General features: G+C 60.4%; 17 protein-coding genes. 5 read left to right on the top strand and 12 right to left on the bottom strand.

Features of this window, described 5'->3' with window-relative positions; genetic code table 11:
• Positions 1-487: 487 nt before the first annotated feature.
• The 10 genes from CXQ88_RS17160 to CXQ88_RS17115 form a co-directional block, all read right to left on the bottom strand.
• Complete coding sequence (locus CXQ88_RS17160; protein WP_104045351.1) at positions 488-1,207, bottom strand: hypothetical protein; 720 nt, start codon at positions 1,205-1,207, stop codon at positions 488-490.
• A gap of 901 nt (positions 1,208-2,108) precedes the next feature.
• Positions 2,109-3,602, bottom strand: a complete 1,494-nt coding sequence (locus CXQ88_RS17155; RefSeq protein WP_104045350.1) for an NAD-dependent succinate-semialdehyde dehydrogenase — start codon at positions 3,600-3,602, stop codon at positions 2,109-2,111.
• A gap of 136 nt (positions 3,603-3,738) precedes the next feature.
• Positions 3,739-4,836 (bottom strand): SDR family oxidoreductase, encoded by a 1,098-nt coding sequence (locus CXQ88_RS17150; RefSeq protein WP_258061964.1) that lies wholly within the window; start codon positions 4,834-4,836, stop codon positions 3,739-3,741.
• 130 nt (positions 4,837-4,966) lie between these two features.
• Entirely contained in the window at positions 4,967-5,752 is a 786-nt protein-coding gene (locus tag CXQ88_RS17145) for an SDR family NAD(P)-dependent oxidoreductase (RefSeq protein ID WP_104045348.1), read from the bottom strand.
• Positions 5,753-5,778: 26 nt separating this feature from the next.
• Positions 5,779-6,837, bottom strand: coding sequence for a 2,3-butanediol dehydrogenase (locus CXQ88_RS17140; protein WP_104045347.1), 1,059 nt, complete (start codon positions 6,835-6,837; stop codon positions 5,779-5,781).
• 14 nt (positions 6,838-6,851) lie between these two features.
• Positions 6,852-7,850: an ABC transporter permease gene (locus tag CXQ88_RS17135; RefSeq protein ID WP_104045346.1), complete on the bottom strand. Its 999-nt coding sequence runs from the start codon at positions 7,848-7,850 to the stop codon at positions 6,852-6,854.
• A gap of 15 nt (positions 7,851-7,865) precedes the next feature.
• Entirely contained in the window at positions 7,866-9,428 is a 1,563-nt protein-coding gene (locus tag CXQ88_RS17130) for a sugar ABC transporter ATP-binding protein (RefSeq protein WP_104045345.1), read from the bottom strand.
• 3 nt (positions 9,429-9,431) lie between these two features.
• A complete protein-coding gene (locus CXQ88_RS17125; RefSeq protein ID WP_104045344.1) occupies positions 9,432-10,211 on the bottom strand; it encodes an SDR family NAD(P)-dependent oxidoreductase in 780 nt (259 codons plus the stop codon).
• Complete coding sequence (locus tag CXQ88_RS17120; RefSeq protein ID WP_181037581.1) at positions 10,211-11,539, bottom strand: sugar ABC transporter substrate-binding protein; 1,329 nt, start codon at positions 11,537-11,539, stop codon at positions 10,211-10,213. Before CXQ88_RS17120 ends, CXQ88_RS17125 begins: the two co-directional genes overlap by 1 nt.
• A 459-nt stretch (positions 11,540-11,998) precedes the next feature.
• Entirely contained in the window at positions 11,999-12,748 is a 750-nt protein-coding gene (locus CXQ88_RS17115; RefSeq protein ID WP_104045342.1) for a helix-turn-helix domain-containing protein, read from the bottom strand.
• 254 nt (positions 12,749-13,002) lie between these two features.
• Here CXQ88_RS17115 and CXQ88_RS17110 point away from each other — a divergent pair, with 254 nt between their 5' ends.
• Both CXQ88_RS17110 and CXQ88_RS17105 read left to right on the top strand, forming a co-directional pair.
• On the top strand, positions 13,003-13,788 hold the full coding sequence (locus CXQ88_RS17110) for a glucose 1-dehydrogenase (RefSeq protein WP_104045341.1): 786 nt from the start codon (positions 13,003-13,005) through the stop codon (positions 13,786-13,788).
• A gap of 70 nt (positions 13,789-13,858) precedes the next feature.
• Positions 13,859-15,256, top strand: a complete 1,398-nt coding sequence (locus CXQ88_RS17105; RefSeq protein WP_258061963.1) for a M24 family metallopeptidase — start codon at positions 13,859-13,861, stop codon at positions 15,254-15,256.
• A gap of 176 nt (positions 15,257-15,432) precedes the next feature.
• On the opposite strand, the gene CXQ88_RS17100 is transcribed toward CXQ88_RS17105, so the two are convergent.
• Entirely contained in the window at positions 15,433-15,963 is a 531-nt protein-coding gene (locus CXQ88_RS17100; RefSeq protein WP_104045340.1) for a VOC family protein, read from the bottom strand.
• 14 nt (positions 15,964-15,977) lie between these two features.
• Positions 15,978-16,649 (bottom strand): GntR family transcriptional regulator, encoded by a 672-nt coding sequence (locus CXQ88_RS17095; protein WP_104045409.1) that lies wholly within the window; start codon positions 16,647-16,649, stop codon positions 15,978-15,980.
• 139 nt (positions 16,650-16,788) lie between these two features.
• Here CXQ88_RS17095 and CXQ88_RS17090 point away from each other — a divergent pair, with 139 nt between their 5' ends.
• The 3 genes from CXQ88_RS17090 (at position 16,789) to CXQ88_RS22160 (ending at position 20,669) form a co-directional block, all read left to right on the top strand.
• Positions 16,789-18,996 carry an alpha-ketoacid dehydrogenase subunit alpha/beta gene (locus CXQ88_RS17090; RefSeq protein WP_104045339.1) on the top strand — a complete coding sequence of 736 codons (2,208 nt, stop codon included), beginning with the start codon at positions 16,789-16,791 and terminating at the stop codon, positions 18,994-18,996.
• Positions 18,997-19,025: 29 nt separating this feature from the next.
• Positions 19,026-20,330: a dihydrolipoamide acetyltransferase family protein gene (locus CXQ88_RS17085; protein WP_104045338.1), complete on the top strand. Its 1,305-nt coding sequence runs from the start codon at positions 19,026-19,028 to the stop codon at positions 20,328-20,330.
• Positions 20,331-20,528: 198 nt separating this feature from the next.
• On the top strand, positions 20,529-20,669 hold the full coding sequence (locus CXQ88_RS22160; RefSeq protein ID WP_219816346.1) for a hypothetical protein: 141 nt from the start codon (positions 20,529-20,531) through the stop codon (positions 20,667-20,669).
• The last annotated feature ends 298 nt before the right edge of the window (positions 20,670-20,967 follow it).

Here is a 20,967-nt window from a genome sequence, read left to right as displayed (position 1 = left end):
ACAGGTGCCCCCGGCGGGCCAGAATACAGTCACTGCGGCCTGTGTTGTTGCTCGCAGCGCCGGGATCTTCATCCGACAGGAGAACCCCCAGGGTCACACTCTGGCCCAGGGGCTCACACCAGCTGAATTGTCCAAAGTTGTCTGGACAAATGAGACCGGCAACTTTTCGGGCTGTGAGGTCAATGCCCAAAATCGTTAGGCCGACGTCTGGCTGATTGTCGATCAGCTAGGCCCTTTTTTGTCGCCAGTTGAAAGCGTAAAGGAAGCCGCCAGAGGCATTCCTACGGTTTCAAACTCCGAACGTCTGAAAACCCTGCAGGCGAAGTCAGTGTGGAATTGAAGCAGCTTCCCTGCGGGAAGTAACAATTTGTCCAAAAGAGTGCGGTTCTTGAGCCAAAAACAAGCAATGCATGCACTGATGAATCGGCCACCGCCAGATGTTCAAGTAACCTTCAAAACAGCTGGAGCCGTGTTCTTCTAATTGCGGCTAGTTTAGTTCAGAACGATGACGTGGCCGCTGCCTCGGCCATTCCCATCCTTTGAATGGCACATCCTTCGCATTGAAACGGGCGGTCCTCTCAACGTTGTCGTCTGTGAGCATGAACCGTAGGTTATGCGCACTCAACCAGCCACCACCCTTGCTGCCCGGATCGGCGTGATCGGTTGAAAGTTGGAGCTGCTTCGTTGAGATACTTGTATTGCTATGTGGAAGCAGGTCGAGAATCGGCGCGCCTTCACCTCGGCCAAAGTTATATCCGGCGAGTTCCAGCATCTGCCGAACCGCATGCGCGCTTGCATCCTGATCTGATTCATTGTGGAGTATCTTCCAAAACTCGTCGCGCGCCGCATCGTACCCCCGCCTCGTATCCGGCTGCTCACTAATCGCACGCTCCCAGACCTCACGCAACGCGGGGGTCTGTCCGAAGTCCGAGTGGTATGCCCGGATAGTGGCGTCCACCTGGGCCCGGTCTTGCGCATTCTGTGCCTGGGCGGCTGCCTGTCGGGCGGCTCCGGCTTGTGCTGGCTGTTGCGCGCCTGTTTGCTGGGCCGCTTGGGCGGCCCACGCAGCTTGGGCTGCTGCCTGCTGTACTTGCTGGGCTGCCATTTGTGCATTGAACTGAGCCTGCGCTGCTGCCTGCTGTGCGGCTTGTTGTGCTGCCATTTGTGCATTCCACTGAGCCCACGCCCAATCGTCCATTTGCAGCATTCTCCACTTCTTGATGAAAAGTGAGCTTCAACCCTTGCCTGGGATCGCTTGTTATGTACGAACGTTGGCCCGAAGGTCAGCTTCAGCGCTGGCCCATCACTTCTCCACGCCAGCGACGACGACTGCCAAGACAAGGATGCACAGCACCCAGAAGACCACTGCCTGGTGCGTCCGCTTGGGATTCTGACCTAGAGCATTATTAGCCGTCGCGCTAATTCTGGAGTTTTTTCTTACCTCACACTCGGGACGCTAATCCGCGAGTCTGGGAGCACCCTGAGACAGCCATGCCTTTACCACATGTTGAAAACATCGGTTCGTGGAGTGGGCGTCCCCAGCACCCAGGAAGTCCCGCGTAAGGGCGGGCGAGGTGAGTAACGCCAGGCAAAACACGTCGTGAACGCATAAGACCAACCCCTTGCGCGTTGTCCGCAAAACGGCCAATGACCCGCTGCGTCCAAGCTGAGACCGACCCACCCAGAAGTGCCATGGGCCCTTCTGTCATCCACGACACGAGATCAATTCCCTACGAACTACGAAGAGCCCGTTTGACCCGGCATTCCTGGATTCCCGCGGTGAACCGGGCGCTGGCTGATCAGTTCTGAAATCCTTCAGTTGTGGGAGTAAACGCCGCAAATGATGGCAGGAAAAAACCCCTTTTGCAGGCACTCCTCTGCCTCCTTTAGAGAGCCGATAATCAGCCTTCTGTAAAGCAAGCCTTCATTGGCGACGTAAATTCTGTTTAAAACAATGCTGTTGGGCCGCAAAGACGACGTCGGGTCCCAGTTCTACTTCAGGCTGTGCTAGGTGGCCCGTTGTGCTTCATCTATTCGTGGCCCCAAGGGGGGGTGTAATAAACGACCCAGAGGGGGCGCGTCAACGTCTATCCGGTTGGGGTTTCCCGCTAGGGTGCGTACGGGTCGGCGATGCCTATGTACTGGGTGGTGGTGTATTCAGCGATGCCTTCGGTGCCGCCTTCGCGGCCGAGGCCGGATTGCTTGACGCCGCCGAAGGGTGCGGCGGCGTTGGAGATGACACCGGCGTTGAAGCCCACCATGCCGAACTCGATCTGTTCCGCCACGCGCAGGAGTCGATTGAAATCTCGGCTGTAGAGGTAGGAGGCGAGCCCGTATTCGCTGGTGTTGGCCAACCGGATGGCGTCTTCCTCGGTGGCGAAGGTGGTGATGGGGGCGACGGGGCCAAAAATTTCCTGGGCCAGGATTGCCGCGTCGTTGGGAACACCCCCGAGCACGGTGGGCTGGTAGAAGTAGCCGGGCCCGTCCACGGGGGAGCCCCCTGTTAGAGCGGTGGCGCCGGCGTCGACGGCGGCGGTCACCAGTGCATGGACATCGTCGCGGGCGCCGGCGTCGATGAGCGGGCCGACTTTGCTGTCCGCCTCGGTGCCGCGGCCCGTGGTCAGGGCGCCCATCGCTGCGGCGAACTTCCGGGTAAATTCCTGTGCCACTGACTCCTGGACGAGGAAGCGGTTGGCGGCGGTGCAGGCTTCGCCCATGTTCCGCATCTTCGCCGCCATGGCGCCTTCGACAGCCTTGTCCAGGTCTGCATCGTCGAACACGATGAACGGTGCGTTGCCGCCGAGCTCCATGGATGTCCGCAGCACGTTGTGTGCAGCGTCCGCCATCAGGCGCCTGCCCACCGGGGTGGAGCCCGTGAACGATACTTTCTTCAGCCTGGAGTCCTTCAAGAGCGGCCCGGAGATTCCGGACGCAGAGGAGGATGAAACGACGTTGAGCACGCCGGCGGGCAGCCCGGCCTCCAACATGACCTGCGCGAACAGCTGGGAGGTCAGGGGTGTGAGCTTTGCTGGCTTCAGGACCATGGTGCAGCCTGCGGCGATGGCGGGGGCGACTTTGCGGGTGGCCATCGCCAGGGGGAAGTTCCACGGCGTGATGAGCAGGCAGGGTCCGACGGGTTTGTGCTGGACGAGGATCTTGTTTTTGCCCTCCGGGGACGTCAGGTACCGGCCGTAGTCCCGGACGGTCTCTTCGGAGAACCAGCGCAGGAACTCGGCCCCGTAAGTCACTTCGCCGCGGGCCTCAGCCAGCGGTTTGCCCATTTCCAGGGTCATCAGCAGGGCGAAGTCCGCGGCCCGCTCTGTGATTAGGTCAAAGGCGCGGCGCAGGATCTCGGCCCGCACCCTCGGTGCGGTGCGCGCCCAGGACGCCTGAACGGCGTCGGCCGCATCCAGTGCGGCGACGGCGTCCTCGCTGGTGGCGGAGGCGAGGGTGGCGAGGACCTCGCCGGTGGCGGGGTCGTGCACGTCGAACGTGCCGCCGTCGGACGCGTCACGCCACTGCCCGCCGATCAGCAAACCGGTCGGGACCGAGGCGAGAAGCTTTGCCTCGCGTTCTGAATTCACAGCATGCTGGTCGGACATGTCTCGTTTTTCTTTCTCGATGGTGCCGCTGGGCGGACACGTGCGGGGCTGTATGACATTTGTCAGGGGAGGTACTGACGGCTGTGCGCCGTTCGCCTTGCGGAGCGAGGGTAGGGGTTGCAGAGCCGGGCAAAGGCTAATCGGGGATTATCTTTTCTGCCCGGTACCGGTCGAATAGCCGCAGGAAGGAGTCTTCCGTGCGCCTGTAACCGCTAAAACCGCCCAGACGGCTCTTGCTCATATCTGCGAGGACCTCCATGTTGCGTCCCAGATCGGCGTCGGTGTGCCACCAGGACGCAACGCGGGCCAAGACGGGCTCCACGAGACCGTGAGTGGCGGCAATTTTGGACCACGCGGCGTCCATGTCACGCATCTGTTCCTCAAGCGGCCGCGGGTAGCTTTGAAAGCCTTCGGCTTCCACGCCGAAGTAGTCAGCAAGCTTCGGCCACATCCAGCGCCACCTGAAGATGTCGCCGTTGACCACGTTGTAGGCCTGGTCGCCCGCGTGTTCGCTGGTGGCGGCCCAGATCATGTGCTCGGCAAGGAGTTCCGCGTCCGTCATGTCTGTGAGACTGTTCCACTGCGTCTCAGAGCCGGGGAAGACGAAGGGCTTGCCGAGTTCCCTGCACAAGGTGGCCTGCGCTGCCAACGTGAGGCCCATGTTCATTGCATTACCAACGGCGTGGCCGATCACGGTGTGGGATCGGTGCACGGACCAACGGAACCCCTGCCGTTCTGCTGCGGCCCAGAGCTCGTCCTCCTGCGCATAGTAGAAGTTCGGCACCGGGAGCCGTGGCTCGTCCTCGCGGAAGGGGGTGTCGGGAACGGGTCCGGCTCCGTATGACTCGAATGGGCCCAGATAGTGTTTCAGCCCGGTCATCAGTGCGACATGTTCAACGGCGGCATGGTTTAGGGCTCCGAGCAGGTTTCGGAGCATTGCTGCGTTGACGCTGATGTTTTCTTGTTCTGTGTCTTGCCTCGCCCATGCGGTGAAGAAGACGTGTGTGGGTCGCTCGTCAGCCAGTGCCAGGGCCAGGGACTCCGCCGACATCAGGTCGGCGGAGATGGGCTTCGCGGGCGAGCCGGCGACCGGATTTCGTGATAGTGCAAGAACAGTCCAGTCACCGCTCTGGTCCAGTTGCTCGACGAGCGCCGAGCCGGCGATGCCGCTTGCGCCGACAACCAGAGCAGTCTTGTTATTCGTGCTGTCTGAACCGATGGCCGGAGTGTTCATTTTTCCTGGCTTTCTTAATGAAGGATGCACGTCGTGGTCAAGCATGAGGCCGTCGGGTGCTATCGGTCGGGCCGAAGCGCGCGAAAGTTGCAGCGAGGTCTGCGCAAATTTTGAATAGGTTTCGGAACGCTTAGTGGAAAACGACGCCGCCGTTGACGTCCAGGGAGGCGCCGGTTATGTAACCCGCTGCTGGTGAAGACAGGAAGTAGACGGCTTCGGCAATGTCTTCGGGTTCTCCTGCCTTGAGCATCGGGATTTTGTCCCATTCAATTTTTTTGATTTCCTCGAAAGAGATTCCGCGTTCAGCTGCTTCGGATTCCAAGGCGCTCTGGTGCATTCGGGTGTCGATGTTGCCCGGGCAGATCGTGTTGACCCTGACTGTGGGCGCCAGTTCTTCTGCCAGGGCCTGGGCAAAGACGATAAGCCCGGCCTTGGCTGCACAGTAGGCGGCGAAGTAGGCGTGTCCAGATCGTCCCCACCAGGATGAAACTGCTGTGATGCTGCCGCCCCCGTCCTGCACCAGCAGTGGTGTCAGGGCGTGTGTCAGCTCGTACGGGCCGGTGAGGTTTACGCCCAAAACCTTGTCCCACTCCGCGCGTTCAAGTTTGGCGATAGGTGCTGCAGTTTGCACGACCCCTGCCACCAGCGCCAGTGAGTCCAGACGTCCGAAGTCACTTTCGACATCCCGGGCCAGAAGACCCACCTGATGGGAATCGGTGATGTCGACGGTGTAGCCGCGAAGACTGAGGCCAGGGAACTCTGCGCGAAGCTCCTCAGCAACTGCATGTACGTTCTCGTTGGCGTCGACCAGCGCAACTGCGGCGCCCACTTGGGCGAATCGCCGTACTACGGCGCGGCCGATGCCGCCGGCGGCGCCCGTAACTAGGGCCACGTGGCCGGAACTGATTTCACTCATGTGTTGTCCTTTCGGGGACTGTCTGCCTACACGCGAACGAGCAGCTTCTGTGCAGTGCCAGCAGGATCCAGCAGCCGGTCAAACCCGCCGGCAACCACATCCTTTACATCGATGACCTCGGTGAGGACTTTCTCCACGGGATATTTGCCGCTGGCTATGAGGGCGGTGATGCGGGGCCAGTCGTAAACGGGGTAGCACCATGTTCCGACCAGAGTCAGATCAAGGTTGGACAGGTGCATCGGGTCGATGGTGGCTGGTTTTACGTGCAGCCCGACTTGGGTCACTGTTCCGTGGCCTCGTACGCTTTCGAGTGTTGCGGTTAGTCCTGCCTGGCTGCCGGAGCATTCGGCAGCCACGTCAACGCCGATGCCGGAGGTTAGATCCCGGATGTATTCGGGAACATTTACCTCGGTAGGATCGATGACGGTGGCGATCCCAAAAGCGTCGGCAAGCTCTCGGCGGTGGGGGTTGGGTTCGGAAATGATGACGTGGCTGGCTCCGGCGGCGTGGGCGTAGAGCGCTGACAAGGCACCGATGGGTCCTGCCCCTGTGATGAGGACGGTGTCTCCTGGGACCGTGCCGGTGCGGTCAATGCCGTAGGCCGCGACAGCGGCTGGTTCGATGAGGGCTCCCTGTTCATCGCTGACAGAGTCTGGGATGGGTGAGACCTGGTAGTCCTCAACGATGACTTGTTCACTGATGCCCCCGCCGTCCCAGCTCAGTCCGGTACAGGCCATCACTGTGCAAAGGTGATTAAGGCCCCGCAAGCAGAAGTAGCACTTCCCGCAGCTGACCAGGGGCATTACGGATACCCGGTCGCCGGGGCGGACCGTCGCGACGTTGCGTCCTGTTTCCAGGACTACTGCGGAGAACTCGTGGCCGAGGACTTGGGGCGCGGCCGCGCCGGTGAGAGGGTGGGGAACGGTCGGGATGACTATGGGGCCGAACGCGTACTCGTGAAGGTCTGTTCCGCAGATGCCACACATGTGCGGCCTGAGACGGACCTGGTTAGGGCCAACTCCGGCCGGTTCCGGAATTTCTTCTACCCTGATGTCGTGACGGTCGTGGAAAACTGCTGCGCGCACTGGGTGCACACTCCTTACTTGACGAGTGACATTTTTCGGCGGTCGATGGTAATGGCGACGGCGACGATAACAACAAGGCCTTGGATGACGTTCTGGAGGAAGGGGTTCACAGCCGCAATCACCATGCCGTTGGCCAAGATCGCGATGATCAACACACCGGTAACTGTTCGCAGCGGACCGCCAAGGCCGCCGGAAAGCGGGGTGCCGCCCATGACGACGGCCGCGATGGCTGGCAGGAGGAATGAATCGCCCATATCGGGGCTGGCGCTGTTGGCCCGGACGAGCTGCAGAAGGCCGGCAATTCCAGCCAGGAAGCCGGCAACCATGAACGCGTACACCTTGTAACGGCTGACGGGAACGCCCGAGAGACGGGCCGTCTTCTCATTGCCGCCGATGGCGTAGAGGTAACGCCCGAGGCGCGTGTAGCGTGCGAGCAGCCCCACGATGAGCAGGACAAGGATCGCCCAGAGGGCCACTACGGGGAAAACACCTATGGCTCCAGTGAACAGACTGCCCACGCCGCCACTGACGAGCCCGATGGGCCGTCCGCCGGCCATGTAATTGGCGAGACCGTTGAAGGCATACAGAGTACCTAGCGTGACGAGGAATGATGGCAGCTTCCCGTAGGCGACTATGAGCCCGTTAAAGAGGCCACAAAGGAGCCCGATGATGGGAAGGAGCAGAAGGACATTCGTGTCACCCGTGCTACGGGCAAGCAAGGCGCCTGTGAAGGCAGTGAGGGTGAGGATGGACCCAATAGACAAATCGATGCTGCCCATGAGGATGATCAGGGTGGAGGCTAGGGCGAGAACGAGGAGCACGGAGCTTTGCCGCAGAATGTTCAGGCCGTTTTCAAACTGCAGGAACCTGGGATCAGCTATGGAGAACGCGATGATCAGGGCGAGAAGGGTCCCGACTGGGGCAATAGTTGACCAGTGCCTGCGGATGAAGGCAAGAACCTGGTTATCTTCGCGCCCAGCTTCGGCCAGGGGTATCGACTCTTTCAGTGCCATTGTCTTTACTCTCTTTTAGACCATCGTCGCGACGAGGTCGGTCTCTTTGGGTTTGGCTGCAACCGGCGCGTCCACACGGTAGGTGATAGCCCCGTCTTTCATGACCACGATCCTGTTCGAGAGCCCGATGACTTCGAGCAGGTCATCGCTGATCAGCAGGATGGCTACGCCGGCGTCGGCTAGGTCCCGGATCAGGTCATAAATGCCTTCTTTTGCACCGGCATCGACACCACGGGTCGGGTTGTCAAGGATCAGCAGGTCGACTCCACGGGCGAGCCAACGGGCCAGAACGGCCTTTTGCTGGTTGCCGCCACTGAGGCTTTCAATGTTGGCGCGGGGGGAGCTTGTCTTGATGCCCAACTCCGCAATATAGTGCTCTGCTTCCCTCATTTCGCGGCGGAGGTCCAGCAGGGGTGACTTTTGGGACACGATCCGTGCGAAGGAAATGTTTTGGGCTACCGAGAACGTGTCCAGCAAACCGTCTTCCTTGCGTTCGGAGGGGACATAGCCGACTTTGGCACGCGACATGGACTGCGCGCTCCAACGGTGGAGCCGTTTGCCGTGGTGTTCCAGGGTTCCGTTGTGGGCGCGCCGATCACCGAAAACGGCCTGGCCCAATTCAGTCTTCCCGGAGCCCAAGACCCCAGCGACTCCCACAATCTCACCCTTGAGAACACTCAGGTTGACGTCGCGGAACGTCGTATGGTCACCGAAGCCTTCGAGCTGCAGCACCGGCTCAGCCTCAGGTTCACGTTGGCGGTCTTCGCGGTAGAACTCTTTGTCCCGCTCCCGCCCGACCATGAGGTAGTGCAGCTTTTCCTCGGTCAACTCACGCGAACCAGCCTCGGCAACGACTTCACCATCCTTGAAGATCACGATTCGGTCGCTCCACTCCAACAGTTCGCTCAGGCGATGGGAGACCAGAATGATGGCGCAATGCCCTTTAAGTTTGATGAGAAGGTCGCGAAGGAAATCGATCTCGTCAGCAGCCAGGGCTGCCGTCGGTTCATCGAGCAGGATGACCGGTTCGGTCTGGCCGAGCAGGTCAGCCAGGGCGAACGCTTTGAGCACTTCCAAGACCTGGCGGACCGCGAAGGGATAGTCCTGGACCCTACGCTCCGGATCAATCCAACCGTGATCAAAACGCTCCAGTAGTTCCTTCGCCCTGCGGATTCCGTCTTTGCGGCGGATGAAACCAACGGTGGTGAACTTCTGCTCGTGTGAAAGGAAGAGGTTCTCCCATACCGTCATGTTCTGCACCAAGGCGAGTTCCTGGAAGATGCGGAAGACACCATTTCGGGTGGCTTCATGGTAGTTGCCGAAGGAGACTTCTGCACCTTTCAGGATGACGGTTCCTGAGGTTTGCTTGTCGGTGCCGCTGATGATGTTCAGCAGCGTGGATTTGCCGGCTCCGTTCTCACCGATAAGTCCGACGATCTCACCTTTGCGGACCCGCAGGCTTACGCCCCGCAGGGCGTGAACCGGACCAAAGACGCGGGTGATGTCGCGGACCTCCAGCACCGGCTGGGTGGATTCTGCCTTGCCCGGCCCGAGGCCGCTGTCTTGAAGTATGTTCACCGGTTACACCGCCATGATTCCGCCATCGATGTTCACGGCCGTTCCCGTGAGATATGTGATGTCAGGGCGGAGGAGGAACAGGACAAGTTCTGCGATTTCCGCCGTTGTCGCATATCTGCCGGCAGGTGTTCCCTGTTCGAAGCGATTGCGCTCGTAGCTGGGATCACCAGGGTTGACCAGGATCTCCGACCTTGTCATTAAGGGAGTGTCGACAGGTCCGGGGCAAATGCAGTTAACCTTTATTCCATCTTTGGCGACCTCGCTGGCAGCAGTCCGTGTCAGTCCGAGCACGGCATGCTTTGTGGCCACGTAGTCGGATCTGTCAGGTGCTCCCTTGAGGCTGAGGATGGATCCGGTATTGACGACCGCCCCGCTCCCGGCCTGACGCATGAGCGGCAGCACGTGCTTCAATCCCCAGAAGACGCCGTTGAGGTTCACACCCACCGTGCGCAGCCAATCGTCCTCGCTGGTGTCCGCAATCGACCGATGAACGCCTTCGATACCTGCGTTATTGAAAAAGATGGTCGGGAACCCGTGCAGTGAGGTTGCCGCCGCGGCGTAGTCCCGCACGTCCTCGCTTTGGGAAACATCGGCGCGGTGCGCCACGATCTCCCCCTGTGAGAGAGAAACGGTCTCCTTTGCTGCATCGGGGTTGATGTCGACGGCAAGGACCTTGGCACCCCTCTCCGCTAATGCCAGCGCCACGGCGCGCCCGATGCCGCTGCCCGCCCCGGTGACAATCGCAGAACGGCCCTGGAAATCCGACTCTGTGGATGTATTCATCAGATGACGTCCTGTCCGCCGTTCTTGCACTTGCTGCGGACGTCTTTCCACGGGTCGGACTGAAAGGCCGACTTGTAGGTTGCCGCGACCTTCTCGAACTCCCCGGCGGCTTTGGCTTGCGCGTAGGCTGCTGGGATGCTGTACCCGGCAGGTTTGGGGCTTGCGGCCCAGTACTTCTCGATATCGATGGGGGCCAGCAGGTTCTGCGGGTCCCAGTCCTCCGGGTGGAGCGCCTTGGACATCTTCTCGTAGTTGAACGGCAGCGGTCGGTCTGAGTACATCAGCTGCTGATAGGCATCGGCTGCCTCGGGGGTATCGATAATGAAGCCGCCGAAATACATCATGCGCTCGGCGGGAGAAAGCTTGGCACCAGCCAGCGCGTCGAAGACGCGGACAGTGGAAAACGCGCCGATGAATGCACCGTGATGGCCCCAGGTCGCCAGTGCCGAACCTCGCTTGATGGCATCGAGGAATTCGCCGATGGCATCAATACCAACGATCTTGACGTCCTTCATGCCGCGGGATTCGACGGCGTTGACAGCGGCGATGGCAGAATCGTCGTTCTGGCACATGATGCCCTTGACGTCGGGGTTGGCGGTCAGCAGGCTCTCGATGACAGGCTGTGTGCCGCCGCGGCTGAAGCCTCCGGGCTGGCGGGCCACCATCTCAATGTTGGGAAACTCCTTAAGAGCCAAGTCGACGCCGGCGGTCCGGTCATCAGAGGCGGTGTTGCCTTGGATCCCTTCGATGTGGATGAACTTTCCAGAGCCTCCCATCTCTTTGAACAGGACCTTTGCGATTTCACGGGCTCCCGCGACGTCGTTTCCTGCCTGGAAGGAGTAGAAGTGCTCGCCGATGTCAAAAGGCGTGCTCCAGGCAGCGTTGGACCAGTTGCTGGAGACGTAAATTCCGGCCCGCTGGGCGATGCCGAGAATTTCGGGAGACGCAGCTGCCGTATTGGGAAGCGTGCTGATTCCTTGAATTTTCTTCGTCTGCGCACCTTCAAAAATCGACTTCAGCGTATCCACGTTGGAATTGTCGACCTGCTGATCCCTTGACATCAGGAGGGCTGCTGCAGCGGCGGCGGATCCTTTGGCCCATCCCTGGAAGTAATCGTTGTCAAGGGTGTAGAAGCTGTCGATCATGCTGAACTTCTTGTTCCGCGGATCAGCCGGGTCGGTCACGACCGGCGTACTCGGCGCGGCCCCGCCACCATTCTCGGCGGTGTTGCATGCGCTGAGCAGGGAGGCCATGGAGGCGAGCACTCCGAGCTGAAGGCCGCTGCGGAGGATGGTGCGTCGTGAAGCCGGGAGGTTGAGCGAAGACATGTCACTCCTCGTTGAGTTGGGGTGGGCGTGTGTGATGCGCCACATATCGCTTGTACACTGATACTGAACGATGCCGCTGGAGCTGTCAAGTGTGGATGATCATCAAGGCCCAAGCCAGGTCTTCCCACCGACGCCCGGCGCCCCTCGCTTGCGCCTCGTGCAGCCGGCTTATCAATTTCTCTACAAGCGCCCAGGAAGTGTGCCGCAGGCGCGGGCCCCAGGGCAGACAGCGCGGGTGTCCGCGGTCGCCCGGGTCCAGAGAGAACGGACCCTCCGCGTTCCTGCGTTCACCTTCTTCCGCGGCCTCTTTAACCCTCGCGGCCGGCCGCACTCAAGGTTGGCTAACGTGGCGGCGTCCGACCGGCAGGGGTTGAAGGAGATACGGCTAAAGGCAACTTCCCGGAGGGGGACGGCTGGAACATAACTGGTACCACGCGGGCCTCATTCCGCGCGCGGATTTTAAACGGAAGGATCAGGAGCGGTCGAACCAGGCCATGGTTCGTCCCAAGGAGCCCCTGGCCCACTGCCTTCAGCAAAAAATGCGGCCGGAAGATCGTTGTGGCGCCCCTCGATATACCAGATGCCCTGGGCAGCAGACTCGCTGCGGTTGATGTACATATGGGGCCGGGTGCTGTCGAAATTGAAGGAGTCGCCGGCCTCGAGGTCGATAATGTCGAAGCCGACCTGCAGCGTCAGCTTCCCCTCCAAAAGATACGCGTATTCGTGCCCGGTATGACGCATCAACCGGCCATCGATTGAGCTTGAGGCACCGGCTCGGTAGGTCACCAAAAGTATCTCCGGACCCGTTGTGCTGCTTCCGGAAAGCCGCTCCCACCGGACCCCGTTGTCCATGTCCAGGGTCGGGTTTTCGTCCCCGCGCTGGACGATACTGTCCGGGGAGATAGGGGAGGTGCGTCGGACAACGCCGCTGGTCGCAGGAGGCAGGGTTGCATCGGCCTCCTGGGTGGCCGGAGGTCCTCCTTGAAGCACCTGATCCAGCGAAATGCCTAAGGCGTTAACCAGCGCATACAGGGTTGCCACCGAAGGCTGAACCTTGCTGTTTTCCACCTGTGACAACAGGCTGGCCGATACGCCCAGTTCCGTTGCGAGCTGCCGGAGGCTTTGGCCCTTAGCCTTCCGGGCAACTCTAATTCGGGCCCCGATATTCTCCGGCATGACGCTCACACCGCCGTCTGACTTGCCCAGCATGGGCGCCTCCTGCTTCTTCCGCCTGGGTTTCCAGACTGTTGACCAATGCTAAGTTACCGTGCTGCCCGTCTCTGCCTTCAGGCCCTGCCGGTCCTACGACTATCCGTAAACCCTCATGCAGGAGACCTTGACAGTCGCCACCTTGGCCTGTTCACTATGTATAAAATCGTACAGTAATACTAAACATGGCCTCAATGAGGCGGCCTTGGTTTTTCAGAACCCTTGCTGCCCCGACCGAAGGAAGAGGGAGCACCATGAGCCGCATGGAAGAGCGAGTGGCGATCATTACCGGGTCAGGTAGCGGAATCGGACTCGGAATCGCGGAAGCGCTGGCTGCAGAAGGCGCCAGGATAGTGATTGCAGACCTTAACGGTGAAGCCGCGGAAATTGCTGCCCAGAAGATTCATGCATCAGGCGGACGCGCCGTTGCCGTCCAGGCGGACGTTGTAAAGCGCCAAGACGTCAAGGGGATCGTTGAAGCCGCTGTTACGGCCTTCGGACGAATTGATGTCTGGTTCAACAACGCCGGTTACAACAAGCCGCTGCATTTGCTCGATGTAACTGAAGAGAACTGGCGTTCCATCATGGAGGTCAACGGGCTCGGCACACTTATCGGCATCCAGGAAGCGGCGAAACAATTTATCGTCCAGGGCCAGGGCGGCAAGATCATCAATACCTCCTCGATGGCGGGGAGGCAGGGCTACCCCAGCTTTGCGCCCTACTGTGCCTCCAAGGCGGCTGTTATCTCGCTGACGCAGGCGGCGGCCAGAGGACTTGCTGAACACGACATCACCTGCAACGCGTTCGCCCCGGGGGTCGTCGACACACCACTGTGGGCAAAACTGGACCAGGACCTTATGGAAATCGGGGATTCAAGCGCTCCCGGAGAGGCCATGAGCTCATTCGCTGAAGGCATTCTGCGGGGGCGCCCTGCCAACGTCACTGACATCGCCGGGACTGCCCTGTTTCTTGCATCCAAGGACTCGGACTACATGACAGGACAGGTCGTCATGATCGACGGGGGAATGGTCCTCGTCTAATCCGCCGAAGGGCGGCAGTAACGACAGCCATACAAGGCTGCAAATTCACTATATAACTGGAGGACTTATCGTGCCTGGAATTCTTGACAGCACTGCCACACGCGGCGTCATGGGAGTGGACTGGGAGCAGCGGCTGGACTTTGACCGACTCCGAACCCAGAGGCTCGCCCGCCTGAAGGCCGAACTCCAGGGCTCAGAGGTAGGCGCGCTCCTGGCCTTCGACTTCGCGAATATCCGCTACATGACCGCCACCCACATCGGAACCTGGGCCATCGACAAGATGATCCGCTTCAGCCTCCTGACCAGAAACAGCGACCCCATCTCCTGGGATTTCGGATCCGCCGCGAAGCACCACAAGCTCTTCAACCCTTGGCTTGACCAAACAACAGCAGAAGCCGACGCCGATCCACACGCCCCCCATCATGGTGCCACCAGGCCACGCGCAGAGTCCGGAGCCCGCGCCGGCATCTCGCTCCTGCGCGGTGCGTTCAGTCCGGATGCAGCGATGGCCGAAAAGGTTGCGGAGAAGATCAAGCGCGAACTGGAGAAGTTCGGTCTCCTGAACGAGCCATTGGGTGTGGACGTTATCGAGCTGCCGATCCTCTTTGCCCTGCAGAAAGCAGGGATAACGGTCGTCGACGGACAGCAGATTTTCCTTGAAGCCCGGCGGATCAAAACCTCCGACGAAATCACGTTGCTGACACAAGCCGCTTCCATGGTGGATGCGGCCTACGAGGACCTCTACAGCTTCCTGCGGCCAGGCGTCCGCGAAAACGAGTGCGTGGGGCTGGTCTCCAAGGCCCTCTACGACCTGGGCTCCGAGTACGTCGAAGGGGTCAACGCAATTTCAGGCGAGAGGTGCTCCCCCCACCCGCACGTATTCTCCGACCGCCTCATCCGTCCGGGAGACCCCGCCTTCTTCGACATACTGCACAGCTTCAACGGCTACCGGACGTGTTACTACCGGACTTTCGCCGTCGGTTCCGCGAGTATGGCCCAGCGGGATGCGTACAAGCGCGCGCGCGAATACATGGACCACGCAATCGCCCTGGTCCGGCCCGGCGCCACAACGGCGGACATCGTCAGCGTCTGGCCGAAAGCCCAGGAGTTCGGCTTCCCGGATGAAGAGGCCGCTTTCGCCTTGCAATACGGCCACGGCGTGGGCCTGTCCATCTGGGAAAAGCCAATCTTCTCCAGGCTTGTGTCCCTGGACTACCCCGAAATCCTGGAAGAGGGCATGGTATTCGCGCTGGAGACGTACTGGCCTGCAGCCGACGGAATCGGGGCAGCACGTATCGAAGAAGAAGTAGTGGTTACCGCCGACGGGTGCGAAGTCATCACAAAGTTCCCGGCAGAAGACTTGCTCGTGGCCGGTAAGCGCTACTTCACCGTAGATGGACCATTGAGCACCCTGCGGGATTCACAATCGCATCTCAACACCGCGGCAGGGCAGGGCACGAACGCCTGAGCAGGGAATGGCCAGCCGGCGGACCCGTCGTTGAGACGGGCCCCGTCCGCTGAATGATTTCGCCACACCGCGGAAATCCTCGATAGAGGGCACGCAGTCCTCGGTATATGTGAATGACCGGGACCGTTTTGATCGGGCACAGAACGCGGGAGTGCTTTGTGCTGAAGAAGTGCCGGTCAGGGCTTCCAAAGTTTGACCGGGGCCGTGGCTTCGTAGGCTTTGCCGCCGGGGAAAGAAACGAGTTCGAACTGCATGCCCCAGGGCGCCAGGAAGTAAACCCACCGCTGGCCTGCGCTGGCTCCGGCGCTTCGCGTTGGCTCACCGAGGATGGTGATGCCGCATCCCTTCAGGTAGGCGACGGCGGTGTCAAGGTCTTCCACGTAAAAGGCGATGTGGTGCCCGCCCACGTCGCTGTTGCGTGGCGGATCGAGGGTTTGATCGGGTGATTCGTAGTGGAAAACCTCGAAGTTGGCTCCGTTGAAACACCGATAGAAACGGATCTCCTTCATCACTGCCTGGGGGTGAACGTTGAGTTTGTCGCGCATCAGGCCGGGGTCCGCAGGAAACGGGCCCAGCGAGTAAACGTAGTCGCAGCCAATAACGTCCACCAGGAAGCGGTGCGCCTCTTCGATGTCAGGAACGGTGAAACCTATGTGGTCCGTCCCGGTGATTCCCGGAACTCCCCGACGCTGTGAGGATTCGTTCATGTCCAGCCTTCCTGTTAGCTGTCGAATATTTCGGGGTGATCCGCCAGTGAGAGCCTGGTTTTGCGGATGTGAAGGCCGTGCAATTCCTCCGCGGAGCGGCGATCACGCCTGCGGATCGCCGCAACGAGCAGGCTGTGCTCAAGGTGGGTTTCCCTCAGCCCGTCGATGCCGACAATCTGCACGTAAGCACGCCGATAATGCTGGGTCGTATTCCACAACCGCTCCACCATGTCCAGCAGTGTTGGCATCCCGGCACTTCGGAAGCTCAACTGATGGAACTGTCTGTCCAGGTCCATGAACTCCTCGAGGGTCTCCGAGTTTTCCATCTCGAGTACCAGAGCTTCCATCAGGTCGATAGTCTCCTCGCCGATGCCCGCGAGGGCCTGACCAAGGGCAAGCGGCTCGAGGCGCTCCCGGATCAGATAGGTTTCAACACACTCGGCAAGGTTCATTGAGCTCACCCAGGCCCCCGTTGCCGGCACCAGGGTTACCAGCCCCTTGGACTCGAGGATGCGCAGCGCTTCGCGTATGGGCAGTCTGCTGACACCAAGTTCCTCGGCTATCTGCTCCTGCCTGATCCTTGTCCCAGGCGGCAGGGCACCCGAGAGGATTCGACTGCCCAGCTCATCGGCAATTCGCTGACTTGCCGCCCCGGTTTTCCTCGATGTCGTGACTTCCGTTGTCATGCTCTCAGCATACGGAAAAGAAAGATTGGATCCAATGCCGAGCATAAACAAGGCTTTGCTTCCAAAAACTATTGCATTGGATCCAATGGGTCTCTACTCTTGAAGAAATCGCCCTTCCTTCAACGCCGCAGGAGCTTTGATGTCTACCGACACCCCATTGACATACTCAACGACGTGCGTGGAGCTGCGTACATCCTCGGATGACTGGGACGCAGCGGACCCGGCGCTGCTCGAAGCCATGCTGGTGCAGATGACCACTGTCCGTGTGTTCGAAGAAATTGTTCTGCAACTGGCTGGGGAAGGACTGGTTCACGGTCCTGCGCACTCCAGCATCGGACAGGAAGGGTCAGCCGTTGGCTCTGTCCTGGCCCTGCGTGGCAGCGATGGAGTCAACGGTACCCACCGGGGCCACCACCAGTTCCTCGCCAAAGGGCTCACGTTCTTGCGCCCCGAGGGCATGAAAGTTGCCGAAGGAATCAAAGATGAGCAGGTTCTGGAGTTCCTCCACCGGACCATGACCGAGATCCTTGGGCTTAAGTCGGGTTTCAGCGGAGGCAGGGGCGGGTCCATGCATCTGCAGTGGCTCAAGGCCGGCGCCTTAGGAACAAATGCCATCGTTGGAGGCGGCGTTCCCCTGGCGGCCGGCAACGCATGGGCACAGCGCCACGACGCACAGACCGGATCAGGAACCAATGGCATGGACGTCACAGTCACCTACTTTGGTGACGGCGCCTCCAACATCGGCTCGACGCTGGAAACCTTCAATCTCGCGGCTGCCTGGGACCTGCCCCTGTGCTTTTTTATCGAAAACAACCTCTACGCTGTCTCAACCCACGTATCAGACGTCACCGGCGAACCGCGCCTGGGAGCCCGTGGTCCGGGCTTCGGCATCAAGTCCTGGCGCGTCGACGGAATGGATCCCTTGGCCGTGTACCTCGCCCAGCAGGCAGCGGTCCAGCACATGCGTTCCGGGAAGGGTCCAACCCTTATTGAAGCCGAGACCTACCGCTACTTCCACCAGAACGGGCCATTCCCGGGAAGCGCGTTCGGCTACCGCAGCAAAGAAGAAGAAAAACAGTGGCGCGACCGGGATCCGTTGGACAAGGTTGCCGTCGAAATGATCCAGAGAGGACTGCTGACCGGGGAACAACGCGAAGACCTGCAGTCCCGTATCACGGAGATGATCACCGGCATTGTCGACGGAATCACCGAGAAGGACCCCGAAAGCAGCAAGGGAGCCCGGCGAATACGTCCCGCCCTGTGGCCCGACACGTTAACCGTAGACGACGGGGTCCGCGCCGAACCGGTCACGGCAGGACCATTCCTGGACGACGGTGCCCAAACAGCGACGACAACCCGGCGGTTTGTTGATGCGATCGCCGACGTGCTGGGCCGGCGCATGGCGACTGACCCAGGTGTCGTCATCCTGGGCGAAGACGTGCACCGGCTCAAGGGCGGCACCAATGGTGCAACACGGGGACTCAAGGACTCCTACCCGGACCGTGTGCTCGGAACTCCCATCAGTGAAAATGCCTTCGCCGGCCTCGGCGGGGGACTAGCCATGACCGGCCGCTACAAGCCAATCGTCGAATTTATGTACTCTGACTTCCTTTGGGTGGCGGCTGACCAGGTCTTCAACCAGATAGCCAAAGCCCGGCACATGTTCGGTGGCCAGTCAGGCATGCCCGTCGTGCTGCGTTCCAAAGTCGCCATGGGCGCCGGCTACGGATCCCAGCACTCCATGGACCCCGCCGGCATCTTCGCCACCAGCCCAGGCTGGCGGATCGTGGCACCTTCCACCCCTCGGGATTACATCGGGCTGATGAACACTGCCCTTGATCTCCAGGATCCCGTGCTCGTGCTTGAACACGTTGATTTGTACGGGGAAAAGGGCGAGATCCCCGAGGACGACCTAGACTACCGGCTGCCCCTCGGGCAGGCGTCAATTCGTCGAGCAGGCAAAGGCGTCACTGTACTCAGCTACTTGAACATGGTTGATATGGCACTCCTCGCCGCCGAACAGCGCGCCGACCTCGATGCCGAAGTCATCGACCTGCGTTGGCTGGACAGGGCATCCCTCGATTGGGACACCATCGAAGAGTCCATCCAAAAAACCAATAACGTCCTGATTATCGAGCAGGGAGCCCGCGGCACGTCCTACGGCGCCTGGCTCGCTGACGAGATCCAGCGGCGTTTTTTCGATTATCTGGACCAGCCCATTCAACGCGTTACGGGCCGGGAAGCTTCCCCAAGTATCTCCAAGGTCCTTGAAGCTGCAGCCAACGCCAGCCTGGACGACGTGCTCGCGGGTTTTGACGAAGTCGCCCGGAACCTCGGTCATTCCTGACCCACGCTTACTGAAGGAACGGAACCACCATGGCAACAATCATCACCATGCCGGCCGTCGTGGCCGATGCAACCGAGGCCGCTATTCAGCAATGGCTCGTATCGGTGGGGGATACCATCGCCGCGGGCCAGCCAATAGCCGAAATCGAGACCGAGAAGGCAACCGTTGAACTCGAAGCAGAAGCCCAGGGCACCGTGGGTCGGCTGCTCATCGAGCCCGGAACCTCCGTGGAGGTAGGGGAACCAATCGCAGTACTCGTCGAGCCTGGCGAAGACGAATCTTCCATCGACCGCCAAATCGCCGCAGCAAGCGGCGCTACGGAGAGCGAATCACAACAGCCGGTACCAAGCGACACAGAAGCGCCCACCCTTACTGATACCGGGGAAGCGCCAGCCGCCGGCCCATCAACGTCTCCGCGAGAGCGGGTTTTCAGCACGCCCATCGCCCGCAAGCTCGCGAAGGACGCCGGCGTTGATGTAACCGCGTTGAATGGCTCAGGTCCCCAGGGCAGGATCTTGCGCCGCGACGTCGAACTGGCCCTAAGCCACCCTGCAGGAACTGTTCCAACGACTCTCCCGGCTGATTCGCCGGCACCCGCCGAACCATCTGCCGGGACTAAGGGCGAAGCGGTGCCGCTGGCAGGAAGCAACTTTGAAGACCTCCCCTTGTCGGGGATGCGGCGCGCCATCGCCCGTCGCCTGACCGAATCGAAGACGACGGTTCCGCACTTCTACGTCTCCATCGATGTTTCGATGGATGCCCTTCTGGCCTTGCGTCGGCAAATCAACGACGGGTTTGAGTCGACCGGACTGAAGGTCACCGTCAATGACCTTGTCCTCAAAGCCCTCGGCGGCGCACTCACAGACACCCCGGCGGCGAACGCCACCTGGCAGGGAGACAGCATCCGCCGCTACTCAAGCGTCGATGTCTCGGTGGCCATTGCCACGGATGATGGCCTCCTCACGCCCGTCATTCGCGGACTCGACCGGCTTTCCATAAGCGCCCTGGTTCAGACAATGACCGACTACAAGGAACGCGCCTCAACGGGACGTATCCGGCAACAGGAGTTGGAGGGGGGAGCGTTCAGCCTGACCAACCTCGGCATGTACGGAACCAAGGAATTTTCGGCCATTCTCAATCCGCCGCAGGCAGGAATCCTGGCAGTCGGAGCGGCCGAGCAACGACCAGTGGTCCGTGACGGCGAACTGGCGGTAGCCACGGTTATGACTTGCACTCTCTCTGCTGATCACCGGGTCATCGATGGTTCCGTAGGCGCCCAACTGCTCTCGTCCCTCAAACGGAGAATTGAGACCCCTCTGAGCCTCCTGCTCTAAAAGCTCAATCTGGTTCAAGGTCACTTGAGCTAAAGTATCGGAACTCTTGGCGGCCCGCTCCGCGTACTGGGCTTTACCAAGGCACTAGGTAGGAGAGAAAGGCTGTTGAAACCAGAGGTTTTGCCTTCAGAAACATGGCCCACAACAACGGAGCCAGCAATTCAGTGGTCGTTAAGCCACCTGGCTAACGATCCCGGTTTGGCTATCGCAGTCGTGGCCGGTTCTATCACTGCACTCTTGCTGCTGGCTATTTTGCGCCTCATTATCGCGGAGGCACGCAAAGGGCACCGCACAATAGAAGATTCCGAGGCGGCCGTGCGCCACTTCCTGCCGTTCTGACCAGCGATGATAGCAGGAACCATAATTGAGGAACCCTTGTGCCAGGCTCTCCGGGAAGAGCTGCCCTGACCACGGGTTGGGCCTTGGCGCGGGTGGATGGGTCCTCGTTGTGCGTTGCCTGGCTGGGAGTTTCCTGTCAGTTTGCTTGCCGCCCTGTCAGCTCTGTCCCGGCGGGAGTAAATTTGCAGATTATAGTCGATCCGCCGTCCTCGTGAAACGGCGGAAGGCGGACCGGGAAGAGGTCAGCATGTATCCGTTCAGGCGCATGACGGCGGCAGCCTCCATTGCTGCATTAATC

It is taken from the genome of Arthrobacter sp. ZGTC412 (genome assembly GCF_002929215.1).
Classification (GTDB): domain Bacteria; phylum Actinomycetota; class Actinomycetes; order Actinomycetales; family Micrococcaceae; genus Arthrobacter.
The sequence above is the reverse complement of the archived record's forward strand: the minus strand, read 5'-3'. Positions and strand labels throughout refer to the sequence as shown.